We start from the raw sequence: 15299 nt of genomic DNA, 5'->3' as shown, positions 1-15299 counted from the left end.
TTGATCTTGCGTTTGATCAGAACCTTGACTGCCATGATGTGTGCCTCCTTGCGTTGATTACTGTTTATCGGACTTGCACGTGCAAATGGGCAACAAACAATATTCCGAGGTTCCTACTCTTGCCATCCTCGGCATTTCTCCCTTCCCTGTCTTGACGACGGCTTCAACGGGGGCAGAAAGCTCAGTGTTCCCGCAGAGCGAATTGTCACAAGGACGGCGGGTGTTCGACCCCGAATCTTGCAGATGACATCAGTCATTCAAAGATCCGTGATCTCAGTATAGAACCCAAAATTCGGATTATCTTTCGTGGAACGAGTGGCCGAGAGACTTACGCGCGACGCGAAGCGGCAGGCACAGCGCGAAGAAGGCTCGGCCACGGCAACCAGCGTGGCCTAACCGCATATCTAAAATTAGATGGGCGCCTCCGGGTTTGCAAGGCGTTTTTCTGATGAAGGCCACGGGGATTTGGTTGCACGCTTATCTCCGGCCGCAAGTTCAGTTGTACCTCAGCATGTCATCCTGAGTGGCCACAACCGCGACGCAGTCTTCACCAGTGACGAAGACTGCCAGTTCTTCAAGGACGAACTGCTTGAACCCGGCAGGCGCTACGCTCGGGCGCTTCATGCCTATGTGCTGATGACCAACTATGTTCACCGGCTGATGCAGTCATTGGGACGGCGCTATGCCCGATACATCAAATCGCTTCTGCCGGCGCACTGGCAACCTGTAGGAGAGCCGCTACAATTCCAGCCTCGTTCAGGCTGAAACCTATCTTCTGGCCTGCTATCGCTGTATCGAGCTCGACTCGGTTCGGGTCGGCATGGTAACCGAGCCCGGTCAATACCGCTGGTCCAGCGACGTTTCGCAGGTCAAGGAACAAGCTGATTTTGGGTTTTGAACAGGGAGGGAACAGGAAAACGCGGTCACGTAAAGGCGACACGGCTCTGACCCGACTGGAAGCGATGTAGATTGAAATCGCACGGCAATCGGCAGCAAACGCAAAATGGCTGCTCTCGCATCCGATGGATTCGGTTGCGAAAACAGCCATTGGGGAATGTTGGCGGAGTGGACGGGACTCGAACCCGCGACCCCCGGCGTGACAGGCCGGTATTCTAACCAACTGAACTACCACTCCAATACTTCTGAATCGAGGGTTGCGGCATGTTGTGCCTGGCAACCACAGACCAATCTTGGCGTCCCCACGGGGATTCGAACCCCGGTACCTACCGTGAAAGGGTAGTGTCCTAGGCCTCTAGACGATGGGGACCCGGACGATGTTTCTCTCGGCTTGTTGGTGGAGGTACGCGGGATCGAACCGCGGACCTCTTGCATGCCATGCAAGCGCTCTCCCAGCTGAGCTATACCCCCGCTCGAAAGAAGGGCGCATTATAGGGATGGGGTCAGTTCTTGTAAAGTGCTTTGTGCCTTCTGCGGGCTACTAACGGCACGCTTCAACCGACAGATGCTGCGGCCAGCCGCCCGAGCGCAATTTCGCGCGGAAACAGCGCGACAACGGCATCGACCGACGGCGTTTGCGTCTGTCCGGTAAGCAGCACGCGCAGCGGCATGGCCAGCTTGGGCATCTTCAGTCCATGCTTGCCGATACATGTCTTGATCAATGCAGCAATGGCGGGTGCCTCCCATTCCACACCTTTGGCGCCGTCGATGAAATCCGCCAGAGCCGGCAAGATCTCCGGTGTCAGATGCAACGCCAGGACATCGGCATTGGGGTGCAGGTCAATGTAGAACACCTCGGCGGCATCGGCAAGTTCGTTCAAATTGCTCATGCGCTCTTTGTAGAGGCCAATGATTGCTTCAAGCGAGGGCTCGTCGGTGATTGTGATGCCGCGTGCTTCGAGCCGGGAACGAACGAGCCCCGAAAGGCGGGCGTTGTCTGTCTGCTTGATGTAATGGGCATTGAGCCAGTTGAGTTTCTCGGTGTTGAACTGCGCGGCCGATGGCGTGATGTGATCGAGGTCGAACCATTCGCAGAATTGCTGCATCGAGAAGATTTCCTCGTCGCCGTGCGACCAGCCAAGCCGAGCCAGATAATTGAGCACGGCTTCCGGCAAGTAGCCATCATCGTCGTACTGCATCACGCTCACTGCGCCGTGTCGCTTCGAGAGCTTTTGCCCGTCATCGCCGAGGATCATCGAAAGGTGTGCGTAGAGCGGCACTTCAGCGCCGAGCGCCGTGAGGATGTTGATCTGGCGCGGCGTGTTGTTGACATGGTCGTCACCACGGATGACGTGCGTGATTTCCATCTCCCAGTCATCAACGACCACGCAGAAGTTGTAGGTGGGGGTGCCGTCGGCGCGGGCGATTACCAGATCGTCGAGCTCGTTATTGGCGATTTCGATGCGGCCCTTTACGAGGTCATCCCATACCACTTTCCCTTCTACTGGATTCCTGAAGCGCACCACCGGTAGCGCTCCATCGGGTGGCGGTGGCAGCGTCTTGCCCGGCTCCGGGCGCCAGGTGCCGTCGTATCGCGGCTTCAGGCCTGTGGCGCGCTGCGTTTCACGCATGCGGTCGAGTTCTTCAGGCGTTGTGTAACAGTGGTAAGCGGTGCCGGCATCAAGCATCTCCTTGATCACTGCCTTGTAGCGATCCATGCGCTGCAGCTGGTAGAAGGGGCCCTCGTCATGTGCGAGCCCGAGCCAGTCCATTCCATCGAGGATCGCCTGAACGGCCGCAGGCGTTGAGCGCGCAACGTCCGTATCCTCGATCCGGAGGATGAACTTTCCAGCGTGATGACGGGCGTACGCCCAGGAGAAGAGGGCAGTGCGGGCGCCACCGATATGCAGGAAGCCGGTCGGTGAGGGCGCAAAACGGGTACGGATCATTTTCATTGGAAAGAAGCAGGAAATCGTAAAGCGCACATTGTAGTGGAAAGGTGGCGCTGTAAATTGACCGCCGTGCAGACCTATGGTGTAATGCGCGTCCTCTATCGGGCGGTTAGCTCAGCGGTAGAGCACTGCCTTCACACGGCAGGGGTCACTGGTTCGAACCCAGTACCGCCCACCAATTAGGCATCGGTAGCCGTTCCCAAGCGAGGCCCTCCAAGAGCGGTCCCGGCTACCCAATGCGCCCGATGGCTTGACGCGCTGCGGCTATCTGCGGATAGGCCCTGTCGGCCTTCTTCGCGTCGACGAGTGCTTCTCTTCCGTTCCGTAGCAACTAAGGGACCCCACGAAGGACGAAGCTGGTCGTTGCTCGGGTCACTCAACACCTCCGGCCCGAGGATACGAACCAGGCCCCACCTTTTTGCAAACCGGACTTTTGTCAACTGGAACAATGTGTACTAGGCTGCGTCAACCGTGCGTGCGAACGACCTTTGTTGTCCTTTCATAACCCGTTTGCTTGAAAGCCTCAGAATCACCTATCGGGTCCTGTCATGAAGAAACCGACACTGCTCTCATCAAACTCGCCAATCATTGACCACGGAACGATGACGTGGTCGCCGACCCGCGACGAGAACGGCATTATTCCGGTGGGCAACTGGCAAGGCTTGCCGGCGAACCGCTATGTGCTCGTCGATTCGCCGCCTCTGCTTGATGCGGTCGAGACGCCGTATTACACCGCCCGCTCCGGCGCGCCAAGCTGGACGGGGATCATGAATACTTGGTCGGGCGCGGCATGGAGCAAACCTGCACAGGAAATGTTCATTACCGGCGGCGGACACTTCGGCACCAGCTCGTGCGAGACGGCGATCTACCGGCTCAAGGCGGCGACACTGCTCTTCGACCGCGCCAAAGACCGCGATCCGCAGAGCGAGAACGGCGACTGGAAGGTCGTCGATGGCAAGCCGGTGTTCACGCCAGGCGAATCGTGGTGGTCGTCGATGCTCAAGAGCGGGCAACCGGGCGCCGTGCATACGAGCTGGTCACTGCTGTGGATTCCGCCGGCGGTGATGCATGTCATCACCGGCAAAACGACCAACAAGTCCGGCGGGATTTTCTACGCCAGCGGCGCGAATACGATCTACGACCTCGACACGAAGAAGCACGTCGGTCCGACAAACTGGAAGCCGATCGGCGAGAGCAATGTTGACCTGTCCGCCTCGGCGGCTTTCCTCGATGGAACGAATATCTACGGGCCGCACGCGTCTTACCACGTCTGGAGATGGGCGCTTGAAGGGCGCCAGGCAACGCTATGGAATCCGGCCAGCCTGGGCGTGTGGACCTCGCGTTATACACAATGGGCGCACATTGTCAGTGTGCATTCCTGCTGGGGGTGGATCGAGGAAAGGCGCGAGTGCTTCGGCTTCTATGGCCATGAAGGCAAATCAGCCCAGAAGCTCTACTATCATCGCGCTCGTTACGGAGAAGCGATCGACGCTGGTTCGAGGCACTGGGCCAAATACTGCGACAAGATACAGTTATCCTCGACGGATGCCTCGCACCTCGACTTTACCGCTGCTGCGCTGCAAATGAGCGGAAGTTTATTTTCTGCCGGCAACGTCTATGACGTGGATACCGATACGCTTTACATTCAGGGCAGTAACGTCGGCGCGCCACTTTACAAAGTCACTGGCCTTAGCGGCAACACCTGGACCACGCAGAAAATCCCGGGCGCCAAAGCGCTGACGTTTTCCCGGAACGGAGTTTATGGGCGGATGCGGCTGGCGCGACTCGGCGGCGAGAAGGTCATCCTCCGGGTGTCGAGCGTCACCGATCCCGTGCAGGTCATGCGGCTGGTCGATAGCGTCGGTGCCTGAGCCTATCCCAGACTATAGCTAGTTGAAGTGCGCCACGCGAGATGCAATCGAGCTGTTTCCAACGCACTTGGGATCAAAGCCGGCTGATGGCCGGTTTTGATCGGGTCTCGCGCTGATGCTCAGTGAGCTACGGGCTCGGCATAAGGAATCTTGCCAATCTTGATCTGCCATTCCTTCGGCCCGGTGGTGTGCACTGCCGTGCCGTTTGAATCAACGGCCACGGTGACCGGCATGTCCTGGACATCGAATTCGTAAATGGCTTCCATGCCCAGATCGGCAAAACCGACAACCTTGGCGGTCTTTATCGCCTTGGCGACCAGATAGGCGGCACCGCCGACGGCCATCATGTAAGCCGATTTATTGTCCTTGATCGCCTGAATCGCGGCAGGACCACGCTCGGACTTGCCAACCATCGAGATAAGGCCTGTTTTCTCCAGCATCATGCGGGTGAACTTGTCCATGCGCGTGGCTGTCGTCGGGCCGGCCGGGCCGACCACTTCGTCGCGCACGGGATCAACCGGGCCGACGTAGTAAATGACGCGGTTGGTGAAGTCGACAGGCAGTTTTTCTCCTTTCGCCAGCATGTCGGAAATACGCTTGTGTGCGGCGTCGCGGCCAGTAAGCATCTTTCCGTTGAGAAGCAGTTTCTGGCCAGGCTTCCAGGCGGCGACCTGTTCCTTGGTCAGCGTGTTGAGGTCGACTCGCGTAGCGGATTTGACATCCGGCACCCAGGTCACCGCTGGCCAGTCGGCGAGCTTCGGAGGTTCGAGCTTGGCTGGGCCGGAGCCGTCGAGATGGAAGTGGATGTGGCGGGTTGCGGCACAGTTGGGAACCAGTGCGACCGGCAGATTGGCGGCGTGGCACGGGAAGTCGAGAACCTTGACATCAAGCACCGTGGTCAGTCCGCCTAGACCCTGCGCACCGATACCCAAAGCGTTGATCTTTTCGTAGAGTTCGAGACGCAATTCCTCAGCACGGGTTTCTGCGCCACGGGCCTTGAGTTCCTGAATGTCGACCGGTGCCATGATCGATTCCTTGGCCATGAGCATGGCTTTTTCCGGTGTGCCGCCGATGCCGACACCGATGATGCCGGGAGGGCACCAGCCGGCGCCCATGGTGGGCACGGTTTTGAGAATCCAGTCGACCAGGTCGTCCGAGGGGTTGAGCATGGCGAACTTGGCTTTGGCTTCCGAGCCGCCGCCTTTGGCCGCACAGATGACCTCGACGTGGTGGCCGGGAACAATTTCGAAGTGCACCACGGCCGGGGTGTTGTCCTTGGTGTTCTTGCGCGTGCCGTATGGATCGGCGAGGACTGATGCGCGTAGCGGGTTGTCCGGGTCGGCATAGGCGCGGCGGACACCTTCATTGACCATTTCCTGGAGGCTCATCGTGGCATCCGGCCACTGGATGTCCATGCCGACCTTGAGGAAGACCATGCCGATGCCGGTGTCTTGACAGATCGGGCGGTGACCTTCGGCCGACATCCGTGAATTGGTCAGAATCTGGGCAATCGCATCCTTGGCAGCAGGTGATTCCTCGCGCTCGTAGGCTGCGCCCAGCGCCGTGATGAAATCAAGCGGGTGGTAGTAACTGATGTACTGGAACGCATCGGCGATACTCTGGATGAGGTCTTCCTGGCGAATGGCTGTCATATCAGGCTTTCTATCAAAGGTTTCGGGTTGTTCCTGGGTGGGTCACGGTGTATTGCTTTGAGCGGGGCTGATTCGTTGGGACTCTTGGCATGGTCCAGTTGCGCAGCCAAGAATTTTACCATCAATCGATCGCCTCCCTCGCCGTCCATCATTGCCAATCGGCAATCGCTCCATGATCTTTCTTGGGCAGTGTTTATTGCTATAATCGCCGATCACCTTTCGGTTGATCCTCCGGATTGGCATCAAACACGCACCACGTTTAGTGCCTGCAACAAATTCAGGTCGATTAACCGGTGGAGATCTGTTCAGGTGAAATAGCTTTGCCGAGCATGTTTGTGTAAGTGGCATGTAAGACAGGAGGCATCTAATTCACCGTTATTCACTTGACTTTTGTGGCAGGTCAAAGGCATTGTCTGCCCCCATGTTGCACCGAGTTGTGAATGGCGAGTGTAGGTGGAGTGTAGGTGGCTTCCAGGTGGTTTCGGTGCGCGTCCCCTTCGATTTGAAAAACCTCTTTTGAACACAGCACAGGAGATTAGATATGTCTGCAAATGAGTCCGTTCAGTATTTTCAGCCGTCTGCCGAATTCGTCAAGCAGGCGACGATCTCCGGTATGGATGCCTACAAGGCATTGTGTGATGAAGCCAGCAAAGACTACACCGGATACTGGGCTCGTTTGGCGCGTGAACATGTGAGCTGGAAGAAGCCCTTCACGCAAGTGCTTGATGAGTCGAACGCTCCCTTCTTCAAGTGGTTTGCTGATGGAACGCTGAACGCCTCGTACAACTGCCTTGATCGTAACATCGAAGCCGGGCTGGGCGACAAACTGGCGATCGTTTCAGAGACCGATGATGGGCAAGTCAGGAAAGTGACTTACAAGGAACTACTGGCCCAGGTAAGCCGCTTGGCCAACGGCTTGCGCGCGAAAGGTATCAAGAAAGGCGATCGCGTCGTTATCTATATGGCTATGGGTATCGAGGGGGTCGTTGCCATGCAGGCGTGTGCCCGCATTGGTGCCATACATTCGGTGGTGTTTGGCGGCTTCTCGGCACAATCGGTGCGTGACCGGATCAACGATGCCGGCGCCGTTGCCGTGATCACAACGGACGAACAGTGCCGTGGCGGAAAGACGATTCCACTCAAGCCGGCAGTTGATGAAGGGATTGCATTGGGCGGTTGCGAGACGATCAAGACCGTGATCGTGTTCAAGCGTACGGGCGGCCCATGCGCAATGGTTGCGGGTCGTGATATCTGGTGGGACGACGTTATCGCTGGCCAGTCTGACGTGTGTGAGCCTGAGTGGGTGGAAGCCGAGCATCCGCTATTCCTGCTGTATACCTCCGGTTCAACCGGCAAGCCCAAGGGCGTGCAGCACTCGACCGGCGGATACTTGTTACACGCTGTGTTGACCATGAAGTGGACCTTTGATCTGAAGCCGAACGATTTCTTCTGGTGCACCGCAGACATCGGTTGGGTTACCGGGCACACCTACATCACCTACGGGCCTTTGGCCTGTGGCGGCACGCAGATGGTCTTCGAGGGAGTTCCTGTTTATCCGGATGCCGGGCGTTTCTGGAAGATGATCCAGGATCACAAGATAAGCATTTTCTACACTGCGCCGACGGCAATCCGCTCGCTGATCAAGGCCTCCGATACCAATCCGGCGGTTGCGCCGACCAATTACGACCTGTCTTCGCTTCGCTTGCTGGGCACGGTGGGCGAGCCGATCAACCCCGCCGCATGGATGTGGTACTACAACGACGTCGGTGGTGGCCGTTGCCCAATCGTGGATACGTTCTGGCAGACAGAAACCGGTGGCCACATGATCACGCCGCTGCCGGGCGTAACACCGATGGTGCCCGGTTCGTGTACGCTGCCCTTCCCCGGCATTCAGGCGACCATTGTCGATGAAACCGGTACCGAGCTCGATTGGGGCAAGGGTGGCTTGCTGGTTGTCTCAAAACCCTGGCCCGCGATGATTCGCAACATCTGGAATGACCCGGAACGCTTCAAGAATTCCTACTACCCGAATGATTTCAACGGCAAGCTCTATCTCGCCGGCGACGGATCGGTGCGCGACATCAATACGGGTTACTTCACCATCACCGGCCGCATTGACGATGTGCTGAATGTCTCCGGTCACCGCATGGGTACAATGGAGATCGAGTCAGCACTGGTTTCCCATCCAAAAGTTGCAGAAGCGGCGGTGGTAGGGCGTCCTGACGATCTGACCGGCGAAGCAATCTGCGCTTTTGTCGTTCTCAAGGGAGCACGTCCGGTGGGCGAGGCGGCCACGAAAATGATCAAGGAGCTGCAGGATCACGTTGGCAGGGAAATCGGCCCGATTGCCAAGCCGAAGGATATTCGTTTTGGCGAGAATCTGCCGAAAACGCGTTCAGGAAAAATCATGCGTCGCCTGCTCCGCTCGCTGGCCAAGGGCGATACGGTTGCGCAGGATGTTTCGACACTGGAGAATCCGGCGATTCTCGAGCAGTTGCGGGGTAATTGATCCGGTTTGGGTCGAGGAGGCGTGCATCGACGAATTAGTGGCTGGATTCGATGCATCAAGCATGACTAGACGGCAAATGAAGACCGTTTTTCGGGCCGGCACACAGTGTGTGTCGGCCCGTGTGTTTTTATCGGCCGGGGAGAAGGGGTAGGGATGAACAACAGTGCGACGGCGATGCTGGTTTCGGCGACGATCGAGTTTCTGAGATCCTACCCACCGTTTGATCGCATGGAGCAGGAGGCGCTGGAGTACCTTGCAGAGCATGTCAAGCTTGCCTATTATCCCAAGGGTTCCGTGATCGTATCTCCGGAGACTGGCGTAGTGCGGGTTTTCCGCATTTTGCAGCGTGGCAAGGTTCTTGTTCGTCATGCGGGTGAATCCAACGTGATGGAACAGTCGATGCTGACTCTGGGGCCGGGGGAAGGTTTTTCGATTGGGTCGGTGGCTGCCCAACGACCCTCAACCAGCTTCTATACGGCGCTCGGAGACGTGTTCTGCTACGAGCTGCTGGCCGAGGACTTTTTCGCGCTGATGCAGATGAGCTCGGTGCTGAATATCTTCTGTACCCAGTATCTCTCCAGTCTTCTCGGTCAGTCCCGGCAGCAGTTGCAAATACATTTTTCACAGCACATTGCCGAACAGCAAACGATGAATTCGTCGTTGGCCTCGATCATCAAGAGGGATCCGGTTACGGTCACGCCGGATACGCCTTCCCGTCAGGCCATCGAGACAATGGTCAGTTGCAATATCGGCTCGATAATCGTCATCGATACTGACCAGCAGCCGCTTGGTATCTTTACGCAAACCGATGTGCTCACACGGATCGTTCTGCCGGGTGAGTCGCTCGATACGCCGATTCGCTCATTCATGTCGCCTGGCCCGGTCACTTTGCCGATAGTCGCCAATGCCTACGACGCTGCGCTGGCAATGGCCACGCACGGGGTGCGGCACGTGCTGACCGTTGATGAGGGTGGGCGTTTGAAGGGGATTGTGTCCGAGCGCGACCTGTTCACGCTGCAACGCGTAGGACTGCGCCAGATTCGCCAGACGATCGACACGGCGACGAGTATCGAAATGCTCTTGCTGGCAAGTCAGGATGTTCGGCAGCTTTCGCTGAATATGCTTGCTCAGGGCGTGGGTGCCGAACAGATCACCCAGTTCATCTCGGCGCTGAACGACACGCTGACGAGAAGGATCATTGAGCTCAATCTCGACAAGCATGACCTCGAAGGAATTGAATGGGCGTGGTTGTCGTTCGGTTCCGAAGGACGGGACGAACAAACCTTCACCACGGATCAGGATAACGGGATTGTCTATATCTGCACCGACATCATGGATCGCGAGCAGACGCAGTTGGTACTGCTTGAATTCGCTCGGGACGTCAACGCGGATCTGGACAAGTGTGGGTTTCCGTTTTGCACAGGCAACATCATGGCGAGCAATCCGCAATTGTGTCTGACGCTGGAGGAATGGGATGAAAAGTTCGATCACTGGATTCGCACGCCGGAACCTCAGGCGCTGCTCAATGCGACGATCTTTTTCGACTTCAGGCCCTTGTTTGGAAAATTCAATTTGGCAGACCGCATGCGGCTGGCGCTTCTGCGGCGCACAAGAAACACGCCGATCTTTCTCCGCATGATGGTGGGCAATGCCATTAGCGTGGTGCCGCCATTGGGCATGATTCGCGACTTCGTCATGGATACCGATCCGGCACGTCCGGGAACCATCGACCTGAAGAAATACGGTACACGGCTTTTCATTGACGCTGCGCGGGTTTTTGCCCTGGCCAATAATGTGTCGGCGACCAACACAGTGCAGCGGCTCAAGCAGTCAGCGCCAACGATGAATCTTCCGCCCGACGAGGTAGCAGCAGCGGTCGACGCGTTCAACTTCATTCAGCTGATGCGTCTGCGCCATCAGCATGCGGAACAGACGCAAGGACGGGCGGGAGACAATGTGATCCGACCGGACGATCTCAATGAGGTCGATCGCCGAATCTTGAAAGAGGCTTTACGTCAGGCGCGCAAGCTCCAAAAGCGTCTCAAACTCGATTATCAGCTTTGACCATGTCGTGGTTACACAGGTTTTTCGGCAGCAACAAGACGGAGCGACAAGCCAGTCTTTCGCCAGAACATAGTCAGGCGATCGAGGCATGGCAGCACTTGCCCGCCGAAGACCTCAACCGTGCCCACAACCGCTGCCGATATGTGGTCGTCGACGTTGAAAGCAGCGGACTTGACATGCGAAAGGATCGCCTGATCTCGATCGGCGCGGTCGCGCTGGTCCATGGGAAGATCGATTTCAAGGATGCTTTTCAAGTTGTACTGCGGCAGGATAAGGCGAGCAGTCACGAGAACATTCTCATTCATGGTATCGGCGGCATGGCCCAACGTGAAGGCATGGATCCGGCTGAAGCGCTGATCGCATTCCTAAGGTATATCGGCAAATCTCCCTTGGTTGCCTATCACGCTTTCTTTGATCAGGCCTTGATCGAAAAAGCGATGCATGAATACCTTGGAATGGAACTCGGGCAGACATGGATTGATCTCGCATGGGTGCTTCCGAGCTTCTTCCAGTTCCAGACGGATGCCCGAATGGAACTTGACGACTGGCTGGAGACTTTTGGCATCGATAGCTTCTTGCGGCACAACGCGGTTTCGGATGCTTATGCCACAGCGAGGCTATTGCAGTTGGCGATAGCCGCCGGAAATCAGAAGGGGTCCGATTCGCCGGCCAGTTTTCTTGAAATCGAGAAGGCACGGCGCTGGATGCATGAGCGCCGCTAGAGGAGTACAGACTGCCAGATGAGGAACTCCACCGTACAACTGCGCAGGTACTACGGCCTCTATACGGGAAGTTTTCTTTCGTTCCTTCTGGCGCTGGGCATCCTTGAGTATTTCGGTTTTCCTTCGCGCTGGATCGGGTACATCTTTCTTCTCCTGACCATCGTTTTGTACGCCACCATCGGCGTAATGGCGCGGACATCCAACGTGGCGGAATACTATGTCGCCGGTCGAAGAATTCCGGCGATGTTCAATGGCATGGCCACCGGCGCAGACTGGATGAGTGCTGCATCGTTCATCGGCCTGGCGGGCACGCTCTTTCTCACGGGCTATCAGGGACTGGCTTATGTAATGGGCTGGACAGGAGGTTTTGTGCTGGTCGCGCTACTGCTCGCACCTTACTTGCGGCGGTTTGGCCAGTACACCATTCCGGACTTTCTCAGCGCCCGCTACGGGGGGAGCGTGGCGCGCCTGGTCGGTGTCTCTGCCACTGTGCTGGCATCATTCGTTTATGTAGTTGCCCAGATTTATGGCGTGGGTCTTATTACCAGTCGCCTGGTCGGCTTGCAGTTCGAGATCGGGGTATTTGTCGGTCTGGCCGGGATTCTGGTGTGTTCCCTGCTCGGCGGCATGCGCGCAGTGACGTGGACGCAGGTCGTCCAGTATCTCGTATTGATTGTCGCTTACGCCACCCCGGTAGCGATCCTTTCGTACACGATGACTGGCGTGCCGGTACCTCAGATCATGTACGGTCAGGTATTGCCGAAGATCGACCTGCTTGAGGACAAGATTACACACGATCCTGCCGAGATTGAAGCGCGACGCCTGTATCTGGAGCGCGCCGATACGCTATCTGCGCTGATAACCGGCCTGCCTGAATCACTCGCAGAAGAGAAGCGTGATCTTTCGGTACGGATCGACCAGTTGAAAAACCGCGAAGCAAGAATTCCCGATCTCATTGCTCTCGAGCGACAGCGCCGGGAATTGCCGAAAACTCCCGATGCCGCACATGATTACTGGGATTCACAGATGCGGCATGACGCCCGGCAGGGCAGTGCGCTTATCCGCCATCTGGAACCCTATCCGGGAAAGGACGAGGGCGCAAAGAATTCGGCGCGACTCAATTTCGTGACCCTCGTGTTTTGTCTGATGCTAGGTACGGCTTCCTTGCCGCACGTCCTGATGCGTTACTACACAACGCCGAGTGTGCGCGAAGCACGCAGTTCCGTTTTCTGGTCTCTATTGTTTATCCTCGCCTTCTACGTGACCGCCCCCGCCTATGCGGTCTTTGCCAAGTACGAGATCTACTCGAACCTGATAGGTTCAAGTATCGCCGAATTGCCAAGCTGGGTTGGCGCGTGGAGCAGAATCGGACTGGTATCGATCGAGGATATCAATCATGACGGCATCCTTCAGCTCGCCGAGCTTTCTTTGAATCCCGATGTAATCGTTCTGGCGATGCCCGAAATTGCCGGCCTGCCCTACGTAATTTCCGGGCTGGTGGCGGCAGGTGCATTGGCAGCAGCCTTGTCGACCGCTGACGGGTTACTGCTGACGATCGCCGGGGCCTTTTCGCATGACGTGTATTACAAAGTCTTACGGCCCAATGCGACAACGCAGTGGCGCCTGATCGTTTCCAAAACGCTGCTACTCATCGTTGCGGTGCTGGCGGCGATTGTCGCCTCACAAAAACCTGCCAGCATTCTTTCCATGGTGGCTTGGGCATTTTCGCTGGCGGGTGCGGCTTTTTTCCCGGCATTGGTGCTCGGCATATTCTGGAAGCGCGCCAACAAGGCAGGAGCCGTCAGCGGCATGGTGCTCGGACTGCTGGTGACCCTGTACTACCTGGTTCGCGTGCAGTTCAACTCGATTCCATGGCTCGGTATTCGTGATATTGGCATGGAGCCGTGGCTGGGCATAGAGTCAACGTCCGCCGGTATATGGGGAGTCGTCGTGGGGTTTGTGACCATTTTCGTTGTCAGCCTGTTTGGCGAACCACCCAGTCCCGAGACGCAGAACTTCGTCGAGAGTGTCCGTTCCCCTGATTTCTCTCGCTAGGAACGGAACGTATCATGGAAGTGTAGTATGGGTGTCGCCTGTACCTTGCGCAGGCAGTCATGATGATTGCGACACTTCTTCAGCTATCTTGCAAAAGGATGACGTTCAGTGCAACTTACGCAAAGGCACAAAGCCTACTGGAGGCGAACCTTCTGGATGACAGCAATCCTTCTGGTTATATGGTTTGGAGTCACCTTCGTTGTCAGCTATTACGCCCGTGAACTCAGCGCGATTTCGCTGTTCGGATTTCCCTTCGGCTTTTACATGGGTGCTCAGGGAACGCTGGTCATCTATGTGTTGATCATCTGGTTCTATGTCCGGTACATGAACGCTCTCGATCGGGAGTTCGGTGTGTCGGAAGGCGAGGACGGATAGTCGTGGGCGATCCGACCGATGAACTGCTATATCTGCGAAAGACCGACGTCCAGGTCATTCTGCAAATCGACGACGGCTTCCAGACCGACTGCCACGCGTAATAAAGACTCGGTGATCCCGGCTGCCGCACGTTGTTCGGGTGTGATGCGGCCATGAGTTGTTGTCGCCGGGTGCGTGAGCGTGGTCTTCGTATCGCCAAGATTGGCGGTGATCGAAAGCAAACGACAGTTGTCAATTACCTTCCACGCTTCGCTTCGAGCCCCCTTGACTTCGAAGGCGACGATGGCGCCACCGCTTTTCTGCTGGCGCCTGGCGAGTTCGAACTGCGGGTGCGATTCGAGACCGGGGTAGTAGGTTCGGGTGACCTTGGGGTGTGATTCGAGCCAGCGTGCCAGTTCCAGGGCCTTGCTCGACTGGGCTTCAAGCCTGATCTTGAGAGTTTCCATCCCTTTCAGCAGAACCCACGCGTTGAAGGCGGAGAGCGTCGGCCCTGCCGTACGCAGAAACCTGAGCACTTCGTCGGTAAGCTTCTTTTCCCCGGCCACGGCGCCCCCCAGCACGCGCCCTTGACCGTCAAGGAACTTGGTCGCCGAATGCATGACGAGATCGGCTCCCAGATCGAGCGGACGCTGCAGAATCGGTGTGCAAAAGCAGTTATCGACCACGACAAGAATGCCTCGCTCATGTGCGACAGCGACCAGCGCAGAAATATCGGCTATTTCGGTCAGCGGATTGGATGGCGTTTCGAGGAAAAACAGCTTGGTTTCAGGGCGTATGGCCTCGGCCCAGGCCTCAACCCTGGTTTGCGACACGAAGCTGGTTTGCACGCCGAAGCGCGTCATGATATTGCCCAGCAACTGCTGAGTCGCGCCGAACAAGCCCGTCGAGGCAACGATATGGTCGCCGGCACTGCACAAGGCCATGACCAGCGAGAGGATGGCCGACATGCCGGAAGCCGTTGCAACGCATGCCTCCGCACCTTCCAGGGCTGCCAGCCGTTCCTGAAAGGCGGCGACGGTCGGATTGGTGAAGCGTGAATAGACATTCCCTTCCTCTTCACCGGAAAAACGCGCGGCCGCTTGTGCCGCGTTGTCGAAAACGTAGCTGGAAGTCAGGTAGAGCGCTTCGGAATGCTCGTTGAACTGGCTTCTCGCCTGTCCTGCGCGCACCGACAGTGTTTCGAGTTGATACTTTTGAACCAT

10 protein-coding genes and 4 tRNA genes are annotated in these 15299 nt (G+C 57.1%); 8 read left to right on the top strand and 6 right to left on the bottom strand.

The annotated features are described in order from the left end of the window. Nucleotides 1–414 precede the first annotated feature (414 nt). Nucleotides 415–765 carry a hypothetical protein gene (locus PROAA_RS09200; RefSeq protein ID WP_186411059.1) on the top strand — a complete coding sequence of 117 codons (351 nt, stop codon included), beginning with the start codon at nucleotides 415–417 and terminating at the stop codon, nucleotides 763–765. 293 nt (nucleotides 766–1058) lie between these two features. On the opposite strand, the gene PROAA_RS09195 is transcribed toward PROAA_RS09200, so the two are convergent. The 4 genes from PROAA_RS09195 to gltX form a co-directional block, all read right to left on the bottom strand. Further along, nucleotides 1059–1135: transfer RNA gene (locus PROAA_RS09195), tRNA-Asp, on the bottom strand. Nucleotides 1136–1191: 56 nt separating this feature from the next. Continuing rightward, nucleotides 1192–1267: transfer RNA gene (locus PROAA_RS09190), tRNA-Glu, on the bottom strand. Between the two features lie 25 nt (nucleotides 1268–1292). Further along, nucleotides 1293–1368, bottom strand: a tRNA-Ala gene (locus PROAA_RS09185). 83 nt (nucleotides 1369–1451) lie between these two features. Next, on the bottom strand, nucleotides 1452–2852 hold the full coding sequence (gltX, locus tag PROAA_RS09180) for a glutamate--tRNA ligase (RefSeq protein WP_186411058.1): 1401 nt from the start codon (nucleotides 2850–2852) through the stop codon (nucleotides 1452–1454). Between the two features lie 100 nt (nucleotides 2853–2952). On the opposite strand from gltX, the gene PROAA_RS09175 reads away from it, so the two are divergent. Together PROAA_RS09175 and PROAA_RS09170 are read left to right on the top strand one after the other, a co-directional pair. Continuing rightward, nucleotides 2953–3027 (top strand) — tRNA-Val (locus tag PROAA_RS09175). A gap of 370 nt (nucleotides 3028–3397) precedes the next feature. Next, complete coding sequence (locus PROAA_RS09170) at nucleotides 3398–4720, top strand: hypothetical protein (protein WP_186411057.1); 1323 nt, start codon at nucleotides 3398–3400, stop codon at nucleotides 4718–4720. 119 nt (nucleotides 4721–4839) lie between these two features. Here PROAA_RS09170 and PROAA_RS09165 read toward each other — a convergent pair whose 3' ends face one another. Then, nucleotides 4840–6372: a fumarate hydratase gene (locus PROAA_RS09165; RefSeq protein ID WP_186411056.1), complete on the bottom strand. Its 1533-nt coding sequence runs from the start codon at nucleotides 6370–6372 to the stop codon at nucleotides 4840–4842. 541 nt (nucleotides 6373–6913) lie between these two features. Here PROAA_RS09165 and acs point away from each other — a divergent pair. The 5 genes from acs (at nucleotide 6914) to PROAA_RS09140 (ending at nucleotide 14097) form a co-directional block, all read left to right on the top strand. Then, nucleotides 6914–8881 carry an acetate--CoA ligase gene (acs, locus tag PROAA_RS09160; protein WP_186411055.1) on the top strand — a complete coding sequence of 656 codons (1968 nt, stop codon included), beginning with the start codon at nucleotides 6914–6916 and terminating at the stop codon, nucleotides 8879–8881. Nucleotides 8882–9034: 153 nt separating this feature from the next. Then, nucleotides 9035–10945, top strand: a complete 1911-nt coding sequence (locus PROAA_RS09155; RefSeq protein ID WP_186411054.1) for a DUF294 nucleotidyltransferase-like domain-containing protein — start codon at nucleotides 9035–9037, stop codon at nucleotides 10943–10945. A 2-nt stretch (nucleotides 10946–10947) separates the two neighbouring features. Then, nucleotides 10948–11667: a 3'-5' exonuclease gene (locus PROAA_RS09150; RefSeq protein WP_186411053.1), complete on the top strand. Its 720-nt coding sequence runs from the start codon at nucleotides 10948–10950 to the stop codon at nucleotides 11665–11667. A gap of 18 nt (nucleotides 11668–11685) precedes the next feature. Further along, nucleotides 11686–13722, top strand: coding sequence for a sodium:solute symporter family protein (locus PROAA_RS09145; RefSeq protein ID WP_186411052.1), 2037 nt, complete (start codon nucleotides 11686–11688; stop codon nucleotides 13720–13722). A gap of 108 nt (nucleotides 13723–13830) precedes the next feature. Next, on the top strand, nucleotides 13831–14097 hold the full coding sequence (locus PROAA_RS09140; RefSeq protein WP_186411051.1) for a DUF4212 domain-containing protein: 267 nt from the start codon (nucleotides 13831–13833) through the stop codon (nucleotides 14095–14097). A gap of 26 nt (nucleotides 14098–14123) precedes the next feature. Here PROAA_RS09140 and PROAA_RS09135 read toward each other — a convergent pair whose 3' ends face one another. Then, complete coding sequence (locus PROAA_RS09135; RefSeq protein WP_222102189.1) at nucleotides 14124–15299, bottom strand: O-succinylhomoserine sulfhydrylase; 1176 nt, start codon at nucleotides 15297–15299, stop codon at nucleotides 14124–14126.

This window comes from Candidatus Propionivibrio aalborgensis, from assembly GCF_900089945.1.
Taxonomy (GTDB): Bacteria; Pseudomonadota; Gammaproteobacteria; order Burkholderiales; family Rhodocyclaceae; genus Propionivibrio; species Propionivibrio aalborgensis.
This window is presented reverse-complemented; position numbering and strand designations above follow the sequence as displayed.

Coding starts and splice junctions, on each gene's coding strand:
- PROAA_RS09150 (WP_186411053.1), top strand. CDS start 10,948: ATGTCGTGGTTACACAGGTTTTTCGGCAGCAACAAGACGGAGCGACAA.
- PROAA_RS09155 (WP_186411054.1), top strand. CDS start 9,035: ATGAACAACAGTGCGACGGCGATGCTGGTTTCGGCGACGATCGAGTTT.
- PROAA_RS09145 (WP_186411052.1), top strand. CDS start 11,686: ATGAGGAACTCCACCGTACAACTGCGCAGGTACTACGGCCTCTATACG.
- gltX (WP_186411058.1), bottom strand. CDS start 2,852: ATGAAAATGATCCGTACCCGTTTTGCGCCCTCACCGACCGGCTTCCTG.
- PROAA_RS09135 (WP_222102189.1), bottom strand. CDS start 15,299: ATGGTTCAAAAGTATCAACTCGAAACACTGTCGGTGCGCGCAGGACAG.
- PROAA_RS09200 (WP_186411059.1), top strand. CDS start 415: ATGGGCGCCTCCGGGTTTGCAAGGCGTTTTTCTGATGAAGGCCACGGG.
- PROAA_RS09170 (WP_186411057.1), top strand. CDS start 3,398: ATGAAGAAACCGACACTGCTCTCATCAAACTCGCCAATCATTGACCAC.
- PROAA_RS09165 (WP_186411056.1), bottom strand. CDS start 6,372: ATGACAGCCATTCGCCAGGAAGACCTCATCCAGAGTATCGCCGATGCG.
- acs (WP_186411055.1), top strand. CDS start 6,914: ATGTCTGCAAATGAGTCCGTTCAGTATTTTCAGCCGTCTGCCGAATTC.